This window comes from Klebsiella sp. JN_Kp121 (genome assembly GCF_040062145.1).
GTDB classification, from domain to species: Bacteria; Pseudomonadota; Gammaproteobacteria; order Enterobacterales; family Enterobacteriaceae; genus Klebsiella; species Klebsiella aerogenes.
On the sequence record NZ_JBEAHX010000002.1, the window covers coordinates 767,262 to 787,483 of the forward strand.

19 protein-coding genes and 1 riboswitch are annotated in these 20,222 nt (G+C 56.0%); of the genes, 9 read left to right on the top strand and 10 right to left on the bottom strand.

Going from position 1 to position 20,222, the window contains the following annotated elements; all coding sequences use genetic code 11:
• Positions 1 to 70: 70 nt before the first annotated feature.
• Positions 71 to 940 carry an arginase family protein gene (locus ABLU86_RS06275; protein WP_116326264.1) on the bottom strand — a complete coding sequence of 290 codons (870 nt, stop codon included), beginning with the start codon at positions 938 to 940 and terminating at the stop codon, positions 71 to 73.
• A gap of 169 nt (positions 941 to 1,109) precedes the next feature.
• Here ABLU86_RS06275 and ABLU86_RS06280 point away from each other — a divergent pair, with 169 nt between their 5' ends.
• Positions 1,110 to 1,718: a TetR/AcrR family transcriptional regulator gene (locus tag ABLU86_RS06280; RefSeq protein WP_015366516.1), complete on the top strand. Its 609-nt coding sequence runs from the start codon at positions 1,110 to 1,112 to the stop codon at positions 1,716 to 1,718.
• Positions 1,702 to 2,724, top strand: a complete 1,023-nt coding sequence (gene zapE, locus ABLU86_RS06285; RefSeq protein WP_348795996.1) for a cell division protein ZapE — start codon at positions 1,702 to 1,704, stop codon at positions 2,722 to 2,724. Before ABLU86_RS06280 ends, zapE begins: the two co-directional genes overlap by 17 nt.
• A gap of 75 nt (positions 2,725 to 2,799) precedes the next feature.
• Here the strand turns inward: zapE and katG are convergent, their stop codons facing one another.
• Positions 2,800 to 4,977, bottom strand: coding sequence for a catalase/peroxidase HPI (gene katG, locus ABLU86_RS06290; RefSeq protein WP_015366518.1), 2,178 nt, complete (start codon positions 4,975 to 4,977; stop codon positions 2,800 to 2,802).
• Between the two features lie 264 nt (positions 4,978 to 5,241).
• Positions 5,242 to 6,174: a LysR family transcriptional regulator gene (locus ABLU86_RS06295; RefSeq protein ID WP_015705486.1), complete on the bottom strand. Its 933-nt coding sequence runs from the start codon at positions 6,172 to 6,174 to the stop codon at positions 5,242 to 5,244.
• A 100-nt stretch (positions 6,175 to 6,274) separates the two neighbouring features.
• On the opposite strand from ABLU86_RS06295, the gene ABLU86_RS06300 reads away from it, so the two are divergent.
• The 4 genes from ABLU86_RS06300 to mrdA all read left to right on the top strand — a co-directional run bounded on the left by ABLU86_RS06300 (position 6,275) and on the right by mrdA (position 10,067).
• Positions 6,275 to 6,709: a DMT family transporter gene (locus ABLU86_RS06300; RefSeq protein ID WP_032708113.1), complete on the top strand. Its 435-nt coding sequence runs from the start codon at positions 6,275 to 6,277 to the stop codon at positions 6,707 to 6,709.
• A gap of 9 nt (positions 6,710 to 6,718) precedes the next feature.
• Positions 6,719 to 7,222: a DMT family transporter gene (locus tag ABLU86_RS06305; RefSeq protein WP_117025753.1), complete on the top strand. Its 504-nt coding sequence runs from the start codon at positions 6,719 to 6,721 to the stop codon at positions 7,220 to 7,222.
• A 9-nt stretch (positions 7,223 to 7,231) separates the two neighbouring features.
• A riboswitch (ZMP/ZTP riboswitch) is annotated at positions 7,232 to 7,311 on the top strand.
• Between the two features lie 17 nt (positions 7,312 to 7,328).
• Positions 7,329 to 7,961: a LysE family translocator gene (locus tag ABLU86_RS06310; RefSeq protein WP_020078729.1), complete on the top strand. Its 633-nt coding sequence runs from the start codon at positions 7,329 to 7,331 to the stop codon at positions 7,959 to 7,961.
• Between the two features lie 186 nt (positions 7,962 to 8,147).
• Positions 8,148 to 10,067 carry a penicillin-binding protein 2 gene (gene mrdA, locus ABLU86_RS06315; protein WP_032711686.1) on the top strand — a complete coding sequence of 640 codons (1,920 nt, stop codon included), beginning with the start codon at positions 8,148 to 8,150 and terminating at the stop codon, positions 10,065 to 10,067.
• 5 nt (positions 10,068 to 10,072) lie between these two features.
• Here mrdA and pqqF read toward each other — a convergent pair whose 3' ends face one another.
• From pqqF to ABLU86_RS06350, 7 genes are all read right to left on the bottom strand, one after another.
• Positions 10,073 to 12,370: a pyrroloquinoline quinone biosynthesis protein PqqF gene (gene pqqF / locus ABLU86_RS06320; protein WP_348795997.1), complete on the bottom strand. Its 2,298-nt coding sequence runs from the start codon at positions 12,368 to 12,370 to the stop codon at positions 10,073 to 10,075.
• Positions 12,370 to 13,512, bottom strand: a complete 1,143-nt coding sequence (pqqE, locus tag ABLU86_RS06325) for a pyrroloquinoline quinone biosynthesis protein PqqE (RefSeq protein ID WP_020078732.1) — start codon at positions 13,510 to 13,512, stop codon at positions 12,370 to 12,372. The genes pqqF and pqqE overlap by 1 nt, the downstream gene beginning before the upstream one ends.
• On the bottom strand, positions 13,499 to 13,777 hold the full coding sequence (pqqD, locus tag ABLU86_RS06330) for a pyrroloquinoline quinone biosynthesis peptide chaperone PqqD (protein WP_015366526.1): 279 nt from the start codon (positions 13,775 to 13,777) through the stop codon (positions 13,499 to 13,501). Before pqqD ends, pqqE begins: the two co-directional genes overlap by 14 nt.
• Positions 13,778 to 13,779: 2 nt before the next feature.
• Positions 13,780 to 14,535 carry a pyrroloquinoline-quinone synthase PqqC gene (gene pqqC, locus ABLU86_RS06335; RefSeq protein ID WP_045366084.1) on the bottom strand — a complete coding sequence of 252 codons (756 nt, stop codon included), beginning with the start codon at positions 14,533 to 14,535 and terminating at the stop codon, positions 13,780 to 13,782.
• A 2-nt stretch (positions 14,536 to 14,537) separates the two neighbouring features.
• Positions 14,538 to 15,455, bottom strand: a complete 918-nt coding sequence (pqqB, locus tag ABLU86_RS06340; protein WP_015366528.1) for a pyrroloquinoline quinone biosynthesis protein PqqB — start codon at positions 15,453 to 15,455, stop codon at positions 14,538 to 14,540.
• Between the two features lie 54 nt (positions 15,456 to 15,509).
• Complete coding sequence (gene pqqA, locus ABLU86_RS06345; RefSeq protein ID WP_002905689.1) at positions 15,510 to 15,581, bottom strand: pyrroloquinoline quinone precursor peptide PqqA; 72 nt, start codon at positions 15,579 to 15,581, stop codon at positions 15,510 to 15,512.
• Between the two features lie 138 nt (positions 15,582 to 15,719).
• On the bottom strand, positions 15,720 to 16,739 hold the full coding sequence (locus tag ABLU86_RS06350) for a dipeptidase (RefSeq protein ID WP_045366081.1): 1,020 nt from the start codon (positions 16,737 to 16,739) through the stop codon (positions 15,720 to 15,722).
• A gap of 247 nt (positions 16,740 to 16,986) precedes the next feature.
• Between ABLU86_RS06350 and ABLU86_RS06355 the strand changes: the two genes are divergently transcribed.
• The 3 genes from ABLU86_RS06355 (at position 16,987) to ABLU86_RS06365 (ending at position 20,155) form a co-directional block, all read left to right on the top strand.
• Entirely contained in the window at positions 16,987 to 17,979 is a 993-nt protein-coding gene (locus ABLU86_RS06355) for an alpha/beta hydrolase (RefSeq protein WP_045366079.1), read from the top strand.
• An 86-nt stretch (positions 17,980 to 18,065) separates the two neighbouring features.
• Positions 18,066 to 18,803, top strand: coding sequence for a response regulator (locus tag ABLU86_RS06360; RefSeq protein WP_032708104.1), 738 nt, complete (start codon positions 18,066 to 18,068; stop codon positions 18,801 to 18,803).
• Entirely contained in the window at positions 18,803 to 20,155 is a 1,353-nt protein-coding gene (locus tag ABLU86_RS06365) for an ATP-binding protein (protein ID WP_348795998.1), read from the top strand. The genes ABLU86_RS06360 and ABLU86_RS06365 overlap by 1 nt, the downstream gene beginning before the upstream one ends.
• Positions 20,156 to 20,222: the final 67 nt, after the last annotated feature.

Sequence of the window (20,222 nt, forward strand, 5' to 3'; positions counted from 1 at the left end):
CTGAGGTAAAGCCCCTGCGGTATTCCTGCAACATGGCAAATGGTACTTTCCACCACGGGGAACACGTCGATTAACTCAATAATGGTAGAGCTTCGAGCATATTCTTCAGGTTTAAGGTATCCCAGGGCAGGTGTTCGGCGACGGTGAGGCCGACCGGTTTGGCCTCCGCGGCGGCTTGATTGATAAGATTAACCACTTCGGCAATCGTCAGTTTCCCTTCGGCGACATCGCCAAAATCGTGTACGCCGCGCCCCGGACGAGCAAACAGCACTGCTCGAAACAGGGCCGGGTCGAGGACATCAAGATCGAGATGGATGGCCAGGTACTCAATACGTTCACGCGCTATCCACTCGTCAATCGCCTGCGGATTCTGACGCAGCTCTGATGGGCTTAAGGTGGCGATGCCGCGTTCACTAATAAACTGTTTTTCGACATCGAGCGGGCTATGGATCCCGGCAATGAGCGCTTTGCCTGGTGATAATGGCTTTCTGACCACCTGGGTTAATTCCGCGCCGCCATTGCCCATTAACGCCCCAAGAACGTGGGCATGGGCATGTGGGAACTGCTCTGGCGTCATAACGTCCGGGTGAGAATCAATCCATAATACCCCCAATTTATCGCCATATTTTTCCACAAGCCAGGCGAAAGGAGCCAGGGAGACCAGGCAATCGCCCCCTAAGGTGACAATGGTCTCTGGCTGATTTCGAGTGATTTTGTCTTGTGCATCAAGCAACTGTTCAACGATCGCCCGGCGGCCGACAATTCCATCTTCATTTGCCAGTTGAGCGTGTCCTGGTTCGGGGACACAGACCTCCTCGACAACGCCTTGCGCAGGCGGCGCCAGCCAGGACAGCATCCGGGAGCCGAAGAAGTAGGGCGGATTGTTGCCGCCTTGCCATTGCGGAAAAAGCAAACGCAGACTGGATTGGGTATTTGGCATCATGGTTCTCCTCATATTTATCATCACAAATGAACGAACGTTCATTCATTAATAATGAGGCGCACTGTCGGTGATGGCAAGTAAAAACGGGTTATTTACCCTAACATTAGGCTGCTAGCCAAAAAGCGCTTGAAGCAGGTAGAATTGCCCATCGCCGGAGGTAGTTGAAATGTTAAATAATTCAGAAACGTACCATAAGCTGATTGTCGCCGCGGCGGCGTGCTTTGCCGAAAAAGGATTTAATGGAACCAGCGTGCGCGAAATTGCACTGCGCGCAGGTATTAGCCTCGGCGCGATGTACACCTACTTCAAAGGCAAAGATGAACTCATTGAGGCGATTATCCTTGAAGAGCAAAAATCGGCATTAGCTAAGCATCAGGAGCGCTTCGAAGGTTCCCATTTTGCGCAGATTTGCGCCTTAGCCGTTTCCTGTATAGAAGAAGTGGGGTATCCCTCTTCGCACCAGCTGTGGGTGGAAATTATTGCGGAATCGGCAAGAAAGCCGGCGCTGCGGCAGATTTTCGTCAATAGCGACAGGATCATGCGCGACGGAATGGCACAGATTATTGCTCAAGGAATTGCCGCAGGCGAGCTCAGCCCACACGTTAACGTCGAAGAAGCAACGCTCACCATCTTTGCATTCATCGATGGTCTGATTGGCCGTAAAGCGATGAATCCCGCATTTACCGTGGCTAAGGATCTGCCGCATTTTGACAACGTCATGGCGACCATTCTCAATAAAAATAGCGCTAGTGAATCCCATGCAACAGTACGCTGATTTCTGTTTTAGCGCCGTGATGGCTCAACGGGCGGCAAAAGAAAATCTCACCCTTGATGCCGACCAGCTCGCGTTGGTCGCCAACTTGCAAACGCTGAGCCAGCAGTTATTCCGGCAGCAAACGGCAATACAAGGATTGTACGTCTGGGGGCGAACCGGGCGCGGGAAGAGCTTTATTCTCGATAGCTTCTTTGCCAGCTTGCCGCTGCGTGAAAAGCGGCGGGTGCATTTTCATCACTTTTTCCGCGAGCTCCATCAGCGGCTGAACGCCCCTTCGGCGCCGCGGTTGCAAGAGGTCGTCGCGCAAATGACCGACAACTGTCGTCTGCTCTGTTTTGATGAGTTTCATCTTCATGACCCGGCTGATGCGATGTTGATAAAGGTGCTACTGGAGCATTTGTTCGCGCGAAATATCGTCTTATTAGCGACCTCCAATTATCCCCCCGACCGTTTGCTGGCGAATCCGCTCTATCACGAACGTTTTTTGCCTTCCATTAACCTCATTAAACGTCATATGACGGTAACGGCGCTCAACGGCGAACAGGATTACCGCGAGCGACATGCCTTGCTGGAGAATGATTTCTGCCAGGGAAAACTGTTGGTGCAGCCAACCCCCAGTACTCGCGCGGCGCTCGGTTTGCCGGATATTGCCCCGCAGGCGCAGGCTCTGCAAGTAGGTTATCGCACCCTGCAGACGGCATCTCGGCAAGATGCCTTTCTGCATTTCACTTTCGACCAGCTCTGCCTTGCGCCTACCTCGGTCATGGATTACCTGACGCTATGTGAGCAACACCAGAACTGGCTTGTCGAGAAGGTTCCACCGTTGGCGCGAGTTAGCCCTGCGGCACAGCAGCGCTTTATCAACGTGGTGGATATTTTGTATGAAAAACAGTGCCGCTTAATTTTAATTACCGATTGCGGGCTGGAAACACTGGTGGCGGATGTGGAGCTGGATGATATTCAACGCACCTACAGTCGGTTACAGCAGCTCGCTCGGGAAGCATAAAAAAGCGCCACTCGATAATGAGCGGCGCTTTAACAGAGTAACCTGCCGCCGGTTGTTCACCGGCGGGCAGGGGAATTACAGATCGAAACGATCCAGATTCATTACCTTGGTCCATGCGGCAACGAAATCAGTAACGAATTTCTGTTGCGCATCGGCACAGGCATAGACTTCGGCCAGCGCGCGCAGGACCGAGTTAGAACCGAACACCAGATCGACGCGAGTGGCGGTATATTTCTCTTCGCCGCTCTTACGGTCGTGACCGGTAAACAGCTCAGCCTGTTCATCCGCGGCTTTCCATACGGTGCCCATATCCAGCAGGTTGACGAAGAAGTCAGTGCTGAGGACGCCGACGCGATCGGTGAAGACGCCATGTTGGCTGCCATCGAAGTTAGCGCCCAGCACGCGCAGGCCGCCGACCAGCGCCGTCATTTCCGGCGCCGTCAGGGTTAGCTGCTGCGCTTTATCGATAAGCAGGGTTTCCGTTGATACGCCGCCTTCGATGCGACGGTAATTACGGAAACCGTCGGCCAGCGGCTGCAGCAGATCCATTGCTTCAACATCGGTCTGATCCTGGCGCGCATCAACGCGACCCGGCGCAAACGGCACGTTTACTTGAACGCCGGCAGCCGCTGCGGCCTGCTCAACCCCCACGACGCCCGCCAGAACAATGATATCCGCCAGCGACGCTTTACCCGATGCTTTCTGGATGGCCTGTAGCGTTGGCAGCACTTTGCTGGCAATGGCGTTGACCGGCCATTCTCTCTGTGGCAGCAGGGCCAGACGCGCGCCGTTAGCGCCGCCGCGTTTATCACCGCCGCGGAAGGTTGAGGCGGAAGCCCAGGCCACGGAGACCAGTTCGCTGACCGACAGGCCTGAATCCGCAATGGCCGTTTTCAGCGTAGCGATGTCGGAGGCGGTCGGGTTATGCGTCGGAGCCGGTAATGGATCCTGCCAAATCAGATCTTCTTTTGGCACTTCCGGACCGAGATAACGGGATTTTGGCCCCATATCGCGGTGAATTAGTTTGAACCAGGCGCGGGCGAAGGCTTCGTTAAAGGCCTGCGGATCGTTCAGGAAACGGCGCGAGATTTTGCCGAATTCCGGGTCGAAGCGCAGCGTCAGGTCCGTCACCAGCATGGTCGGCTTGCGTTTTTTATTCGGATCAAACGGATCGGGAATAATCTCCGGCGCATCTTTCGCTTCAAACTGAATAGCGCCCGCCGGGCTACGCGTCTGTACCCACTCGTATTTGAACAGGTTCTCGAAGAAGTAGTTGCTCCATTGGGTCGGGGTTTGCGTCCATACGACTTCCAGACCCGAGGTGATGGCGTCCGCGCCTACACCGCTGCCGTAAGTACTGCTCCAGCCAAGACCCTGAGATTCCAGCGGGGCGGCTTCCGGTTCCGGGCCAACGTGGCTTGCCGGTGCGGCGCCGTGCGTTTTACCCAGCGTATGGCCGCCGGCGATCAGCGCGACGATTTCTTCATCGTCCATCGCCATATTGCCGAAGGTCGCACGAATGGCTGCCGCGGCGGAAAGCGGATCGCCGCTGGCGTTAGGGCCTTCCGGGTTGACATAGATGAGACCCATTTCTGTGGCGCCCAGCGCCTGTTTTTCCAGGCTTTCCGGGTGGCGGTGTTTCAGCCACTCTTTCTCATCGCCCCAGTCAACATCGAGGTCAGGTTCCCACACGTCTTCACGCCCTGCGCCGAAACCGAAGGTACGGAAGCCGGCGTTTTCTAATGCCACGTTACCCGCCAGCATATACAGGTCGGCCCAGGAGATTTTCTGACCATATTTTTGTTTCACCGGCCACAGCAGACGACGGGCTTTATCAAGGCTGACGTTATCTGGCCAGGAGTTAAGCGGGGCGAAGCGCTGCTGCCCGCGACCCGCGCCGCCGCGGCCATCGACGGTACGGTAAGTCCCCGCGCCGTGCCACGCCATACGGATAAACAGGCCAATGTAGCTGCCCCAATCGGCAGGCCACCACTCCTGAGAGTCGGTCAGCAGCGCGCGAAGGTCGGCTTTCAATGCGGAGTAGTCGAGCTTTTTGAACTCTTCCCGATAGTTGAAGTTTTCACCCAACGGGTTAGAACGATTGGAGTGCTGATTCAGCAGGTCAACACGAAGTTGGTTGGGCCACCAGTCACGGTTGGCGGTACCGCTGCCGGCGCTTTGCTTCGGCGTGCCGGCGTGGAAAGGGCATTTCCCTGCGGATGGGTTGTTAGTGGGATCATTTGACGTGCTCATATCAGGCTCCGTTTGCTTTTGTGAATGCCATTACGATATACACTGCTACCAATAAGCGATATTTGAATGAGTCTACGGATTTAATAGCTTTTACCGTTCAACAAACATAATTAAAACCAGTGTTTTAGTGTGTTTACTCGGCGAAATTCAAAACCACACCTTTAAACATAGTCGTAACGCAGCGGTAAAGGAAACGTTATGATGCGTTAGCCGCAACGGATCGCTAATTGTTTGAGATATGACAATTTTACTGCGATGAAAGGATTAGCGTTGCCAGTAAAGCGGCGTGCCGAAAACGTCGGTAAAATAATCAATAACGGTGCGTACATTGAGCGACGGATGACGAGCATGCGGATAAATCGCGGCAATGTAAGAGGGCAAATGGTTAATGCCAACGCTGTAGTCATTCATCAGCGCTACTAATGTTCCCTGCGCCAGCGCGTCGCTCACCATCCAGTCCGGAAACAAAACAATGCCCATTCCGCCAATCGCTGAAGTGAGAAGGGCATCGGCGTTGTTTGAGATTAGCCGCGGTGTTTGCGGGTAATGGGTCCACTCTTCTTCCCTCTGGCGAAAAAGCCAACGGTTAGCGCCCTGTGAACCGCGATACACCAGCGTGCGGTGTTGATTAAGCTCAGAAGGCGATTGCGGCGCGCCGAAACGGGAAAGGTAACCAGGCGCTGCGGCGAGGTAATAGCGCTGGGCGCCAAAAACCTTTGCGTGATAGCTGGCGTCAGGCAGGGCGCTGATACGAAAAATGATATCAGTCGCCTGGCGATGAGGATCGACAAAGTCATCGGTCAGGATTAATTCGTACTCCAGCTCGGGATAACGATCGGCCAGTCCCGCTAACCATGGCGCGATATGCCGTTGGCCAAAGTAGACCGGGGCGTTGATGCGCACGAGTCCGCCAGGTTGTTGGGCGCGATCCTGTAATTCGCGTTGCGCGTGAGCGAATTGCTCGGTCATCCCGCGGGCATAGTCAGCAAACAGGTTTCCGGCCTCCGTTGGAACGACCGCACGGGTATTGCGGTAGAACAGCTGCTGGCCTAGCGCATCCTCGAGTTGCTGGATGACCCGTGAGATAAGAGAAGGGGACACGCCTTCACGGCGCGCGACAACGGAAAAACTATGGCTGTCATACACGGCGATAAACAGCTGGAGGGCGCGGAGATTGATGTTACCTACGTCGGCCATTAATGCAAATCCTGCAAAGGTGTTTGCAAAACTATACTATTTTTTGCATTAGCGCGCCGTTCTATTCTCTTCCGCTCTTAACAACTGAAGAGTATTTAACATGCAGCGTGTGCTGATTTTTTTAGTGATTGCCGGCGGAATGGGGCTGTCCGTAGAGGCAGGTCTATTGGGGCCGCTGGCGGGTCAGGTCGGTGATTTATGGGCAACAATGAGTATTTTCGCCATTGGCGCGGCATTAACGTTTTTACTGATGCTTTTTTTTAGCCCGCGACAAAGTCCCTCTTTTTTTTCGCTCCCCGGTTGGCAATTAACCGGAGGTCTATTGGGGCCAGGTTATGTGCTGATATTAACGATTGTTACTCCGACGATCGGTATCGCAATGACGATTACCGGTATTCTCGCCGGTCAAGTATGTAAGAGTCTGTTAATCGATCATTTTGGCTGGTTTGGTAGCCCGCGGCGAAAAATAGATCGCCGCCGGGTTATTGCTCTGTTGTTCATTGTGGCGGCATTAGTGCTGATTGCCGTTGATTGAGGTGCTGATATGAATATGCTGATGATTATTTTGTCGCTGATTGGCGGTGCATTGCTAAGCGTACAGGCTGCGGTGAATGGCCGTCTTGGCGCGCAAGTCGGAATATTGCGTAGCGCCTTTTTGACCTTTTCCATTGGCGCGTTGGTGACCGGTTTATTGATCGTTTTCTTTGCTCCGCAGCAGTCGATGACGCTGCTGGATGTGCCAAAGTGGCAACTGCTTGGCGCGTTCTGCGGGGTACCCTATATTGTCATCATGGTGCTGGCAGTACAGCGAATCGGCACGGCAACGGCGACGGTGGCGGTAATATTTGGTCAACTCGCGATGAGCTTGCTGATTGATAATTTCGGGTGGTTGGGAAATAGCGCTATTGCCTTTTCGCCACAACGCCTGGCAGCGGTGCTGTGTTTGGCGTTAGCACTGTACTTTATATACGCCTCTGGCGTATCAGGAGCAGTTGCACCTCCTAAACGGCCGGGAAAGGCGAAATGGTTGTCGACCGAACGGGAATAAGCTAATACTTAGACACCATGTGACTGGCGCTAAAGACAGAATACTGTTGGGGAGCATGGTCAAGTACGCCGCGCGCCTGGGCATTACCCCTATCTGGAGATAAGTTATGCCTGAATTAGCTTCATTATCGGCTTTTGCCGCGGTGGCGTTGGGGTTGGTGTTAACGCCTGGCCCCAACATGATGTACCTCACTTCGCGGTCGATTTGCCAGGGAAAACGCGCCGGCTTTATATCCCTTGCTGGCGTTGCGGTGGGGTTTTTCTTTTATATGCTGTGCGCGGCTTTTGGCATAACCGCGCTGGTTTTCGCCGTACCCTATGCCTACGATGCGTTGCGAATTTGCGGAGTGGCTTATTTACTCTATTTAGCGTGGCAGGCGATTAAACCCGGTGGGCGGCCGATTTTCGCGGTGCGCGACTTACCGGCTGATAGCGGGCGTAAGCTGTTTCTGATGGGCTTTCTTACCAGCCTGGCGAATCCTAAAGTGGCTATCTTGTATTTGTCTTTGCTGCCGCAGTTTATCACCCCCGGACTCGGTAGCGTGCTGAGTCAGTCCCTAATACTAGGCTGCACCCAGGCGCTAATAAGCGTGGCGGTTAACGGGCTTATTATTATGCTGGCCGGGCAGGTGGCGCTGTTTCTTGGGCGGCGACCGGGCTGGCAACACTTTCAGCGTTGGCTGATGGCGACGGTACTTGCCGGAATGGCGGTAAAGATCGCTTTTGAGGCCAAAAAATAATCGTTACCACCTGACAACGCGTTCTTATGCCTTTCTCTCGTTGAGAAAGGCAACTCACGTTCTAACATACTGATACATTTCTGCCAGTTCATTAGCAACCTTTCAGTAGGGCTAATGCGTCAATAAAGCTATTCTTCCCCGCCTTTAGTTTTTGTGCTTTCCAGTGACGCAGGTAAATTGCCGCCAATGGCCCTATTGAGAGATGAGATCCGCGACCACTCGGCAGAAGAGATGCTGTTTATCCGCCGCGCCGTTATTGCTTTCCTGTTGGTGGTGGTCTGCTTTGGGGTGTTGATTTTCAATCTCTACCATCTCCAGGTAGAGCAGCACGACTTTTATCAGACCCGCTCCAATCAAAATGACATTAAAATGTTGCCGATCGCGCCAAGCCGGGGGCTGATTTTCGACCGCAACGGTATTCCGCTGGTACAAAATATCACCCTGTATCGCCTGCAGGTGATCCCCAGCAAGATTGCCGATATGTCGGCGCTGCTGCAGGCGTTAAGCCCGATTGTCGACCTGACGGCGGATGATATCGCCAGTTTCCGCGACGATATGCACCACAATAGCCGCTATAAAGAAGTGACGCTGAAATCCGATCTTACCGATGTGGAAGTGGCGCGATTCGCGGTCAACGAATTCCGTTTTCCCGGCGTCACCGTCGAGAGCTACCAGCAGCGAAGTTATCCCTATGGCGCGGAACTGGCGCACGTTGTCGGTTACGTTTCGAAAATTAACGATAACGATTTACAACGGCTGGCGAAAAACGGCGAAGCAGAAAACTACGCGGCCGATCGCAATATCGGTAAACAGGGGATTGAAGGCTATTACGAGAAAGAGCTGCATGGCACCACCGGTTATCAGGAAGTCGAGGTAGACAACCACGGTCGCGTCGTTCGCCTGTTGAAAGAAGTCCCGCCGGTCGCCGGCAAAAATATCTATCTGACGCTAGACCTGCATTTGCAGCAGTACATCGAGTCGGTCCTGAAGGGCCAGCGCGCCGCGGTCGTGGCCGTCGACCCGCGCGACGGCGGCGTACTGGCAATGGTCTCCAGCCCCAGCTATGACCCCAACCCCTTCGTTAAGGGGATTGGCTACCAGGCTTACAAATCGCTGCTCGATAACCAGGATCGCCCGCTGATTAACCGCGTCACTCAGGGCTTGTATCCCCCGGCTTCCACGGTCAAGCCGTATATGGCGCTCTCAGCCCTTTCCGCCGGGGTGATTACGCCAAATACCACCTTCTTCGGCGCGCCGACCTGGACGCTACCGGGTACTCAGCGCCGCTATCGCGACTGGTTAAAAACGGGACATGGTATGTTGAATGTGACCAAAGCGATTGAAGAGTCGGCGGATACCTTCTTCTACCAGGTCGCTTTTGAGATGGGCATCGATCGTATACACGAGTGGTTGAGCAAGTTTGGCTACGGACAATCGACCGGCATCGATCTCAATGAAGAATACGCCGGGGTTTTGCCGAGCCGCGAATGGAAACAGCGGGTACATAAAAAACCGTGGTATCAGGGCGATACGATTTCCGTCGGTATCGGCCAGGGCTACTGGATCGCGACGCCAATCCAGATGGTGAAAGCGCTGACCACCCTAATCAACAACGGCAAGGTACAAAACCCGCATCTTTTGTACTCAATGAAGCAGGGGAATAAGGTCGAACGGTACCAGCAGCCAGCCAATTTACCGCAGGTCGGCGATCCGAAATCGCCATATTGGGGTGTTGTCCGCAATGGTATGTATGGCATGGCGAACCTGCCGAACGGAACGGGATATAAGCTGTTTCATACCGCGCCGTACCAGATTGCGGCGAAGTCCGGCACCTCGCAGGTGTTTAGCCTGAAGGAGAACCAGACCTACAATGCCAAAATGATCCCGGTACGTCTGCGCGACCACATTTTTTATACCCTGTTTGCGCCGTATCAGCATCCGAAAGTGGCGATGGCGCTCATTCTCGAAAATGGCGGCGGCGATGGCGTTGTCGCCGGCCCGACGGCGCGTGCGATTCTCGACCATATCTTCGACCCGGCGAATGCGCCGGCTGCGGATAGCGCGCAAAGTAACGTTCCGCAGGTCGAAAGCGCCGATGCGCAGTAACCACTTTAAGTGGCGGACGTCGTCGGCGCGCTAAACAGGATTCGCCAGCTGCGGCGACGGCGAGTTATCTCACGCCATAGCGCGATGACCTCGTCCAGCCGCAGGTCGTTAACGTTCTGCGGCGTGGCTACCGGTAGATGATAGCGCTGGCGCAGGGCGGAGAGTGCGGTGGCGCTGGCGTCCTGCGGCAGACCGTTCTGCTCAGCCAGCTGGTGTTGTAACTGGCTGAACTCAGCTTGCCCACACAGCGTTAACTGGCGGAGAAAGGTTTTACAGCAGCGTAGCAGGTTACTGATGGAACGATCTGGCGACTGCAGCGCCAGCAGCAGGCCATCGCGATCGGCGATCCGCTGATAACGGCAGCTCACCACGTAGCCAATCTGCTGTTCGACCCGCAGACGCTGGAAGAATTGCGGCTCGCAAAGTAGCGCCAGCAGTTGCAGCGCGGCCAGCGATGCCCCCTCGGGCAATGGAATAAAAACTAATAGCGCGTTATCCGAGCTGGCGTGAGGAATACGCTGAATACCGCGGCGACAGCCCGCCGAAGAGTGAAGTTCGGCGTTAACCGGGGTATTGAGCAGCGTCAACTGACGGGCAACCTGCTGCGCCAGATTGCCGCTGCCGCCCACCATCGCCGCCAGCCAACCCTCTTGCGCCCGGGCGATAGTCAGATGTTCAGGTAATTGTTGCAGTAGCTGGCGAATCGCAATGGTTTCAGACGCGACCGTCGTCCCCGGCGCGGGTTGGGCTAATCGGCGCATGATCGCGGTGACGACGCGTTCCGCTACGCCGCCGGATTCCGGTAGCTGTAGGGTAAGCTGCCAGTTGCCGTCCACCGTTCGCCACTCACCGCTGCCGCCAGCATGGCGAAGTTGCGCGAGCATGGGACGGAGTTGCTGGCTTATCGCCATACCCTGCGCCTGACTAAGCACGCTATAGAAAGGCTTGCGAACGATCAGCGTTGGCGTTTGATTATCTGCAATGACATGCAGCAGCGGGCTGGTCGTTGGCGGCAGGTCAGGCGCTGCCGCGGTCGCTGCCTGCGGATAGAAGCTAAATGCCAGCGGATCAATCACGACTGTCCGTGGCTGCCTGCGGCCGAGCGGCAAGGTAAAGCCCTGGGTTGCCACGCCATCGCCAGCCGCTATTTTGCGGCACACCAGCGAAGAGGCTGGCGCCGTCAGCAAGCTGGCGCAGAAACGGGCAAAGTCGACGGGCGGGGAATTGGGCGCAAAACCCAATGCCCGCTGACGTAACTGTTCGAGCGGGGTGAGTGCGTTAAAACGCCGCTGCGCCAGCCTGTAATAGTGCAACTGCTGTTCAGGCGAGGTGTGGCGCAATGCCTGCAGCCATCGCTCGAGATGCTGATTGATGGCGTCGGGTTGGTCGCTGCTGAATACCAGCGCCAGCCAGCCGACACGTTCATCCTGGTAAAGCCAGTTCAGCGCGACATCGTCCGCGAGCCCGCATTCACGTAGCCCGGCCAGCAGGCTGCCGGGCGCTTCATCCAGTAAGAATTCACGAAAAATAGTGACGTTGTCACTTACTGCAATGAGCGGACAACGCCATACCGCCGGTTTGTCTTCAACGGCCAGTTGAAGATCCGAATTGTTGCTAAAATACGCAGACGGCGGGCTTTCCGGCGGCAGGCCGCCAGGGAACCCCGCGGCAAAAAAATGGGCCAATGCGGCTAATTCATCAAGCGACTGCGGCCCCTGAAGCCATAGCTGCAGATGGCTGGCGACATAATAGCGCTGATGAAACTCGCCGAGCGCAACCTGCAGCGCAGGCAAGTTTCCGCCCAGAGAATCCATGCTGCCGACCTGAAAACGGCGAAAAGCCGCGGGCGCCGCCATCGCGTGACGGGCTGCGGCTTCACGGCGGGAGGGATCGTGCTGCTGGATAAGCCGGTTTTCCGCATCGATGACCGCCAGTTCCTGACGGATATCTTCAGGCGACAGCAGCGGCGCCTGGAGCGTATCCCGTAGACGGGTGATGCCCTCGGCCAGACTACTGGCGGCGACCTCGAAGAAAAAGGCGCTGTGGCGGGCAAGGGTGGTGGCGTTGACGCAGCCGCCCTGGCGTTGGATCCACGCCATTAATCGCTCGTCTGCGTGATAGCGCTGGCTGCCGCGAAACAGCAAATGTTCCAGTAAATGGGCCAGCCCCGGCAGGGCATCGGTTTCGTGATGGCTTCCGGCCCCCACCTTAACCAACGCCGCAGCACGCGTCGCCTGCGGCTGATGAACCAGCGTTGCGCGAATCCCGCCTGCCAGTTCCACGATGCGGGTGGCGGTGGTCATCACAATTCCCGGGTTTTATAAATCAGCTGTGAACGGGTGCGGTTGCGGAACTGCAGCTGGCTGATTTTGATGTCGCTACAGGCCGCTTCGCGCCTCGCTTCGAGGATTTTATGATGGTGCGGCGATTTGCTGCACACCGGGTCAGCGTTATCTGCATTGCCGGTCAGCATAAAGGCCTGACAGCGGCAGCCGCCGAAATCTTTCTCTTTTTCATCACAGGAACGGCACGGCTCCGGCATCCAGTCGAAGCCGCGGTAGCGGTTGAAGCCAAACGAGTCATACCAGATCGATTCCAGGCTCTGCTCCAGCACCGACGGGAACTCGACCGGTAACTGGCGCGCGCTGTGACACGGCAGCGCGGTGCCTTCCGGGGTCACGCTGAGGAATATTGAGCCCCAGCCGCCCATACAGCCTTTAGGGCGTTCTTCGTAGTAGTCCGGGGTGACAAAGAGCAGATTGGTCAGATTACCGTTAGCCGCCATTTTATGGCGGTAATCAGCAACGACCTGTTCAGCTCGGGCGATCTGTTCGCGGGTCGGCAGTAACCCCTGACGATTGAGAAACGCCCAGCCGTAAAACTGGCAGGTGGCGAGCTCAACATCATCCGCTTCCAGCTCGATACACAGCTCGATGATTTTATCGATCTGGTCGATATTGTGGCGATGTAGGACAAAGTTCAGCACCATCGGGTAGTCGCGTGCTTTTACCGCTTTCGCCATCGCCAGCTTCTGCTGGAACGCTTTTTTGTTGCCCGCCAGCGCTGCGTTAAGCACTTCATCGCTGGCCTGGAAGCTAATCTGGATATGATCCAGCCCGGCCTCGCTGAAGGCGTCGAGTTTGCTCTCGGTGAGCCCAATGCCTGACGTAATCAGATTGGTGTAAAAACCGAGATCGCGCGCGGCGCGGATAAGCTCCGGCAGATCTTTGCGCGTCAGCGGTTCGCCGCCGGAGAAACCCATCTGCACGCTACCCATGGCCCGCGCCTGGCGAAAGACCTCAATCCACTGTTCGGTGGTGAGTTCTTTCTCCTGCTGAGCAAAGTCCAGTGGGTTAGAGCAGTAGGGGCACTGCAACGGACAGCGATAGGTCAGCTCCGCCAGTAGCCACAGCGGCGGATTAACGGCGGGTTTATTCTGGCTCACGGAAGATAATCCACTTCTGTTGGTAAGCTATCTGCAGGAATTCGATGACGTCGTCATCGACGCCGCCGGCTTCCGGGAAACGGGCGTTGAGTTCGGCGATTATTTTTGCCGCGTCGCGTTGACCATCGACCAGTTCGAGGATCGCGGCGGCGGTTTCATTCAGTTTCGCCATTCCTTCCGGATAGAGGATCACGTGGCTATCCTGAGCAGCTTCCCACTGCAGGCGGTAGCCGCGACGAAAGGCGATGATTGCGCTTTTTTGCATAGTTATACCAGTCGGGTCGTGTGCCAGGCCGCCTTGTCGGTGACCGTATGATAGGGCGGGCGCTGCAACGCGTAGGCCATGGTCATGGCATCCAGCATCGACCACAGAATGTCGAGCTTAAACTGCAGGATCTCCAGCATCCGGTTCTGCTTTTCCGCGCTATCGCAGTAGATCTTCGCCAGTTCCAACCCATGTTCGACGTCGCGATTGGCCTGGCTTAAGCGGCTGCGGAAGTAGAAATAGCCTTCTTCTTTGATCCATGGGTAGTGCTGCGGCCAGCTGTCGAGGCGCGACTGATGAATTTGCGGGGCAAACAGTTCGGTCAGCGAACTGCACGCCGCTTCCTGCCAGTTGGCCCTGCGGGCAAAATTGACGTAGGCGTCGACGGCAAAACGCACCCCGGGCAGCACGTGGCGCTCGCTGAGTAACTCATCACGGCTTAGCCCCACGGCTTCACCCAACTGCAGCCAGGCTTCAATACCGCCTTCCTGGCCGTAACTGCCATCGTGGTCGAGGATCCGCTGCACCCATTTGCGTCGGGTGTGTGGATCGGGGCAGTTTGCCATAATCGCCGCGTCTTTTAGTGGGATATTGGTCTGGTAGTAAAAACGGTTCGCCACCCAGCCCTGGATTTGTTCGCGGCTGGCCTCGCCGTTATGCATCGCAATATGGTACGGATGATGGATATGGTAGTAGGCGCCTTTTTCCCGTAGCGCTTGTTCAAACGCTTGTGGCGATAGGGTTTCGCGTATCTGCATAGTTAGTCCTGAAGCGTGATAGGCATCCCGTCCCAGCTCACTTCAATTCCCTGTTGCGTCAGGGCCTTGCGCTGCGGCGATTGCTCGTTAAGGATAGGATTCGTGTTATTGATATGAATCAGAATTTTGCGCTTTGCCGGGAGTGAGGCCAGCAACGCCATCATGCCGTGTTCATCGCCAAGCGCCAGGTGGCCCATATCACGACCGGTATTGCGCCCGACGCCGGCAGCCTGTAGTTCATCATCCTGCCAGACGGTACCGTCAATCAGCAGGCAGTCCGCTTTTTTCAGCCACGGCAGGAGCGCTTCATCCGGTTCGCCAAGCCCCGGCGCATAGAACAGCGTCTGGCCGTTACGGCGGTTTTCGATAAACAGCGCCACGTTATGGCCCGGCAGCGGGCGATCGCGAAACGGCGAGTAGGGCGGCGCATTGCTGGCGATGGGGACGGCGGTAAACTGCAGATCGGGACAGGCGTCAACGGTAAAACTATTCAGCGGGGTGACAGGATGGTGAATCAGGCCGCCGTTCCAGTGCCGTAACATAGTAAAAATGGGAAAACCCGTGCTGAGATCCTCATGTACCTCCGGCGTGCACCAGACCTGATGGGGACACCCTTCGCGTAGGCTCAGCAGCCCGGTAGTATGGTCAATCTGGCTATCGGTAAGGATAATGCCGCCAATATGCGTACCGCGCAGCACTCCTTGTTTGTTTAACTCTGGCGTGTGGGCAATTTGCTGGCTGATATCGGGAGAGGCGTTACACAGCACCCACTCTTTGCCGTTATCGCTAACGATAATGGAAGACTGGGTGCGGGCGGTGGCCTGAATTGTGCCATTGCGCAGCCCCTGACAGTTGGCGCAGTTACAATTCCACTGCGGAAAACCTCCGCCAGCGGCGGAACCGAGGACTTTTATAAACATGAAGACGGACCAGATAAAAAAACAAAATGCCCGCACGGACGGCGGGCGGAGCGATTAGCGGTTGGAAATGTACAGCGTCACTTCCAGACCCAGACGTAAATCAATAAAAGCAGGTTTCTTCCACATCGTTTTTTCCTCTATAAAAATGCGACATCAACGTCTTCGGTTGTGTCGGTTTTGTGATGGCCATCAAATATTGCCCCTCAGGGAGACAAAGGTCAACCGGCAACATGTAAGCATTTAACCTTATGTTTACAATATAACCTATTGTTGCCAAACATTTTTTAATACCTTTTGCCAGTTGCCCCAAAGCAGTTTATCCAGCACCAATTGTTCATAACCGCTATGGCGCAACGCGTTGATTAGCCGTGGTAAACCGCTCACGTCGCCCAATTCGTCCGGCAGGCTGATGCCGTCAAAATCGGACCCCAACGCCACGTGATCGTCGCCCATAATGTTAATAAGATAGTCGATATGGTGAACGATGGTAGCTAATGGGGTGTCGCTGTCGCGTTTGCCGTCGGCGCGCAGGAAAGCGTTGCCGAAATTGACGCCGACCACGCCGCCGCTGTCGCGAATCGCCCGCAGTTGTTCATCGGTGAGATTACGTGGCTGCGGGCATAGCGCGTGGGCATTAGAGTGGGTGGCGACCAGCGGTGACGTCGAGTGCTGGGCGGTATCCCAGAACGCTTTTTCATTCATATGAGACACGTCAATCTGCATCTTCAAGGCATTGGCCTGCTTAATCAGATCGATACCTGCCGCTGTCAGTCCAGGCCCAGTGTCCGGGCTACCGGGAAAGGAACCGTTAACGCCGCTGCCGAAGCGGTTCGCAATGTTCCAGAACGGACCAATGCTGCGCACCCCGGCGGCATAAAAGGCCTGCAGGTCGTGGCCCTCGCCATCAAAACCTCCGGCGCCCTCAATATGCGCCACCATCGCCAGTACCTTATCCTCGCGGCAGCGTTCGATATCCGCCGCGCTCAGACATAATCGCAAGCGTCCAGCGGAGTGCGCGACAAGTTGTTTCAGGATGGCCAGTTGCTGCCAGAGGATATCGATCGGATCCCATCGTTGGCTGGCGTATTGCGGCGCCATACGGGCAATATATTCCTGCGGCGGCACGAATAGCGCGAATAGCCCGCCGGCAAATCCGCCTTGCAGCATGCGCGGATAGTCGAGATGACCGTTCTCAATCCCGGCAAAGAAAGCGGTTGAAGGATCCTCGCGATGGTGAAGCCATAAATTGAGCAGCAGGTCATTGTGACCATCAAAAATCGCCATAGCGCGCTCCATCTGGTGGTTGTACTGGAAATGCCTGACACGGTAACTGATTTGTTCGCGGCGGCAAGTTGAAATTCACAACTTAGCAACAATCGCCAAATCTGGCGTTTGTATCACACTGTATCAATCGGCAAACCTCATACATGGCGATGCAAAAACACGATAAATCCCACACATGCTGGATACACAGGCCTGATTAACTGTTCACGTACTTGCTTAACGCTTCCAGATAAAAGGTGAAATGAGGATGAACAGATTATCCGCAATCCGTCATGTCAGCGCTACGGCGCTGTGTCTCTCCACGCTGTGGTCCGCCAGCGTGTGCGCTGCTGAAGACGCAGGCGCTTTCGACAAGGTGCAACAAATCAACGCCGGCGATTTGAATATCGGTTATGTCGATATTGGGCCACGCGATGGCCAGGCGGTAATTTTGCTGCACGGCTGGCCGTATGATATTCAAAGCTACGCGCAGGTAGCCCCGGCGCTGGCGCAGAAGGGTTACCGGGTCATCGTGCCGTATCTGCGCGGCTACGGCTCCACCCGTTTCCTGTCGGCTAAAACGCCGCGTAACGGTCAGCCATCGGCGATGGCGGCGGATATAGTGCATCTGATGGATGCGCTAAATATTAAGCAAGCGGATTTCGCTGGCTTTGACTGGGGCGCGCGTACAGCGGATATCGTCGCGGCGCTCTGGCCGCAGCGGGTTAAGTCGCTGGTATCGGTGAGCGGTTATCTGATTAGCAGTCAGCGAATTGGCGAGAAGCCGTTACCGCCGCAGGCGGAACTGTCGTGGTGGTATCAATTCTACTTTGCCACCCCGCGCGGCGAGGCGGGCTACCGGCAAAATACCCATGACTTTGCCAAATTTATCTGGCATCAGGCTTCGCCGCGGTGGACATTCACGGATGCCACGTTCGCCAATAGCGCGAAAGCGCTGGATAACCCGGATCACGTTGCCGTCACCATCAGCAACTACCGCTGGCGCCTGGGGTTGGAGCATGGCGAAGCGAAATATGCGGCCTACGAACAGCGACTCGCGAAACTGCCGGCGATTAGCGTACCCACGATTACCATCGAGGGGGAAAACAATGGCGCGCCGCATCCGGCGCCGGATAGCTATCGGGCGAAATTCACCGGTAAATATGAGCATCGGGATTTCAAAGACGCAGTGGGACATAACCCGCCGCAGGAGGCGCCAGCGGAATTTGTCCAGGCGGTTATTGACGCCGATCGCTTATAAGCCTCACCACGCCGCAAGCGCAGAGTTGCGCTTGCGGAAAAGCCGCATATGCTTTTCATGAGCTTATTTTTCCGCAGGAGCCGCCTTTGGAACGTATTGACCACATCCTGGTTGTCGATGACGACCGCGATATCCGCGAACTGATCGTTGGGTATCTGGAGAAATCGGGCTATCGCGCCAGCGGCGCAGCTAATGGCAAAGCGATGTGGTCTGTACTTAAAAACCATCAAATCGATTTGATTGTCCTCGATATCATGCTGCCCGGCGACGATGGTTTAACCCTTTGTCGACAGTTGCGCAATGATGGCCAACAGGATATCCCGGTGCTGATGCTGACCGCGCGTAGCGAAGATAGCGACCGTATACTTGGTCTCGAAATGGGGGCCGACGATTATCTGGTGAAACCGTTCGTGGCCCGGGAGCTACTGGCGCGGATCAAAGCCATCTTACGCCGCGCCCGCGCGCTTCCCCCCAATTTACAAATCAGCGAAGCCGGCAGGCTTATCGCCTTTGGCGACTGGCTGCTCGATACCTCGGCGCGGCATCTACTGGACGAGAGTGGCACAATTGTGGCGCTAAGCGGGGCGGAATATCGCCTGCTGCGGGTGTTTCTTGATCATCCTCAACGTGTGCTCAACCGCGATCAGTTGTTGAATCTTACCCAGGGGCGTGATGCCGAACTGTTTGAACGGTCTATCGATCTGTTGGTGAGCCGCCTGCGTCAGCGCCTGCGGGAGGACGCGCGTGAGCCCGCCTATATCAAAACCGTGCGCAGCGAGGGTTACGTGCTGTCAGTGCCGGTGTCGATCCGCGAGGCGCGATAATGAAAGTGTGGCCGGCGTCATTGCAGTCGCGCTTAATGATAATGATTTTTCTCGCTCTGCTGCTCGCTAATGCCCTGACGCTATCGCTTCTGCTCTACGAGCGCATGAGCAGTGCCCGTAGCGTCATGCTGGGCAACCTTGAATACGATGTCGCCACCAGCGTGGCTATCCTTGATCGTCTTCCTGCGCAAGAACGGCCGCATTGGTTGGCGCGTCTGGCGCGCGGTAACTACCGCTATCAGCTTTCTGCCGGACAAACTGGCGATTATCCCACCAGCTGGCGTACCCGTGATGCGGTACGCTCGTTACAGGAAGCCCTGAGCGGTCGCTATCCTGTGAGTATTATCGCCGTCCCTGGACCGCGCGAACATATTCAGGCCCACGTGACCCTGCGCGACGGCGCGCCGTTAAGCATTGACCTGTGGCCAAAGCTGCCGGCCATCGCACGTTGGCTACCGCTGGTGCTGGTCGCGCAGTTTCTGTTACTGCTATTTTGCGCCTGGTACGCCGTCCGCCAGGTGGTCGCGCCGATGACCCGCTTTACCCGCGCCATTGATACGCTGCAACCGGCTACTCCGGCTGCAGGGTCGCTGGCCGAGAAGGGACCACAAGAGGTGCAGCGCGCGGCGCGCGCCTTCAACGCGATGCAAAAGCGAATACAGGACCATTTGCAGGAGCGCGCGCGGATCCTGGCGGCGATCTCCCACGATTTGCAGACGCCGATTACCCGTATGAAGCTAAGAGTCGAGATGGCCGACCAACCGGCACTCCGCGATAAGCTGTTACAGGATCTCGATAGCATGACCCGACTGGTTCGCGAAGGCATCGCGCTGGCACGATCGGCCGAACCGCTGGCAGAAGCGCCGCAGCGGATGAGTCTCAATGCGTTACTGGATAGCATCGCCTGTGATTATGCCGATATCGGTAAAGCGGTCAGTTTTCGTGCCGGTAAAGGGGCGGACGTCATGACGCTTCAGCCGCAGGCGCTGCGGCGGATCATGAGTAACTTAATCGATAATGGGCTGAAATACGCCGAAAAGGTGGAAATCAGCCTGAGTTACCCGCCGAATGGCGATGTTATCATTCACGTTGTTGATGACGGCCCCGGCATCCCGGAAGGAGAGCTCACCGCCGTACTGCAGCCGTTCTATCGCCTCGAGCAGTCACGTAATCGCGATACCGGCGGTACCGGTTTGGGGCTGGCAATCGCCGCCCAGCTCGCCGGGCAGATGCAGGGAAGTTTGACCCTGCACAATCTGCAACAGGGCGGTCTTGAGGCGCGGGTACGTCTCAATGCCGCCGTTTTGTATCCTTCTGTATCCATTCCAACTGCAGATAAATCCATATACTAAACCGCCGTTTCACGGACATATCCGCCATACAGTCGCCTGTTGTAATGCTGACGTTGCCACTTCGGCA